This window comes from Sphingomonas populi (assembly GCF_004208535.1).
GTDB classification, from domain to species: domain Bacteria; phylum Pseudomonadota; class Alphaproteobacteria; order Sphingomonadales; family Sphingomonadaceae; genus Sphingomonas; species Sphingomonas populi.
Map to the genome: position 1 here is coordinate 1 of NZ_SGIS01000119.1, position 2261 is coordinate 2261.

The window sequence follows — 2261 nt, forward strand, 5'->3', positions numbered from 1 at the left end:
TGCCACTTCCCACGCTAATTTCTGCTGTCGGGACCGCAGTACGTCCAGGCCGCTGCCGGTCAGGCGTAACGGCGACTGCTTGGCAAACTGGGGCACAAAGTACCGAATCCTAGTAGTTTCGTCACGGTAGCTATCCTGACCTACCGCCGTTAAAAGGCTGAAAAAGATGGCGCGTTCAACGAGATAAAGGCTTGTTGGCCGCGCAAGCGGAGCAACATGTGCGAGATATACAGGAAGAAGCGCGGATCGTTCGCGAACTGACGCGAGATGATAACGGCTCTGATCCTTTTGCGTCGGCTGTCCGCGCGACGCGGATGCCGATGATTATCACTGACCCCCGGCTACCTGATAATCCGATCGTCTTCGTCAACGATGCCTTCGGAAAGCTGACGGGTTACGATCGCAGCGAAATCATGGGCCGCAACTGCCGCTTTTTGCAGGGGCAGGACACCGACATGGACGATGTTGGTCGTATCCGGGACGCAATAGCTGCGCGGGAAGCGATCGAGCTTGATCTTTTGAATTACAAAAAAGACGGCACGCATTTTTGGAATAGGCTGCTGGTTTCGCCTGTCTTCAACAATGACGGGAACCTGCTCTACTTCTTTGCGTCTCAGTACGACGTAACGCTTGAGCGTGAACGTCTGGTCAATCTCCAGCGTGATCGAGACGGCTTGGAGACGGAGGTCGCACGCCGGATCACTGAGCTTCAGGACAGCGAACAGCGGCTTCAGTTCGCTTTAGACGCTGGTCGGCTTGGGGCTTGGAGTTTTAATATTGATACTCAGCGGCTAACCGCATCGGCAGAGTTCAAGAAGATTCTGGGTCGCAAGCCCGCGGAATCCCTAACGGTCCGCGAGCTAAAGGAAGCGATATATCCGGACGATCGACTGATGAAGGTCGAGGCTGTCCAGGAAGCGGTACGCGATCGATCGTTGCTTGATATTGAGTATCGGGTGCAGACGCCAGCTGGCGAAGAGCGTTGGGTCCAGATGAGAGGGCAGGCGAGCTATCGCGCTGATGGAACACCTCTAGCGATCGTTGGCACCGCGCAGGACGTGACGGATCGTAAGAGGGCGGAGGAGCATCGTGCCCTGCTAGCTAACGAGCTCAGCCATCGCGTCAAAAACACCCTCGCGTCTTTGCAGGCGATCGTGTCCCAGACGATGCGCCGAGCGACATCGGTCGAGGACGCCGGTACGACGCTGGAGGCGCGTATCCAGGCAATGTCGTCTGCAAATGATCTTCTAATCAACGGACAGTTTGAAAGCGCATCGTTACGCGCGCTCATCGATCGCACCTTGGCACCGTTCGGCGTCGAGGATGGCCAACGTTTTCGGATTGAGGGCGACGACCTTCGCCTTCCTCCCCGCCTTGTTGTGGCGTTCGCGCTGGCGCTTCACGAACTCGCGACCAACGCGAGCAAATACGGAGCGCTTTCAAACGCCGAGGGGATAGTCGACATAGGTTGGAAGGTGGTTGATGGCTGGCATCCGCACCATCTGCATCTGACGTGGGTTGAGTCCGGTGGTCCACCGGTAGAGCCGCCCACGCGTACCAGCTTTGGGTCGCACCTGATTCAGCGGGTGTTGGCACACGATACCGGGGGCACAGCCAAGGTTTCGTACCTACCACATGGCGTGGAATTTGAAGCGGTTGCGCCGCTGATCGACACTGCTGAAAACGATAACGACAACGAAGGAAGCGATCGGACCGAGGAGCAGCGCTAAACCGCCATTCTCCGGCACCCAGACGCGTGGTATAAATGACAGGCATTCTTACGCATTCGTACTATCGACACCGTTAGGTTGGGATAGGTACGCTGACCGGATGAGCAGCGATGCCCCACTAACCGCCCAGGATTTGAAAGACGATTTGGAGGTTTTGCTGCAACTTGCCGACCAACTCGGCCTTACCGTGGTAGGTGCGCTACTCGCTTCGGCTATCGACGTGATCCCGATAGTGAAGCACTGAAATTCATGGTCAGGGCCTGAGGCGTAGGCGGTTCGGGACGACGGCCGTTCGCCTTTGCAGCATTCCTCTCACAAAGTACCGAGAGCGCGCTGTTCACTTTGCCGAAAAGCCTCCGTCCCTATCTCTGTGAGGAAGGGACAACGGCCCGCCCCCACAGGGTAGCAAGGACGGGCCGGCCGCAGCCGGAGGACGACTGTGGCAAGGCCATAAACGTTACTCGCCATGTTAGTTTCCAGCCGCTTTGCCAGTTTGCTTTGGCATCCCGGCCGCTTCTCAAAATTCAATCC

2 protein-coding genes are annotated in these 2261 nt (G+C 57.1%); both read left to right on the forward strand.

Annotated elements, in window-relative coordinates; genetic code table 11:
• The first annotated feature begins 191 nt into the window (after nucleotides 1–191).
• On the forward strand, nucleotides 192–1730 hold the full coding sequence (locus EWE75_RS24305) for a PAS domain S-box protein (protein ID WP_231708553.1): 1539 nt from the start codon (nucleotides 192–194) through the stop codon (nucleotides 1728–1730).
• A gap of 100 nt (nucleotides 1731–1830) precedes the next feature.
• Complete coding sequence (locus tag EWE75_RS25230; protein WP_165388530.1) at nucleotides 1831–1974, forward strand: hypothetical protein; 144 nt, start codon at nucleotides 1831–1833, stop codon at nucleotides 1972–1974.
• The last annotated feature ends 287 nt before the right edge of the window (nucleotides 1975–2261 follow it).

Coding starts and splice junctions, on each gene's coding strand:
- EWE75_RS25230 (WP_165388530.1), top strand. CDS start 1,831: ATGAGCAGCGATGCCCCACTAACCGCCCAGGATTTGAAAGACGATTTG.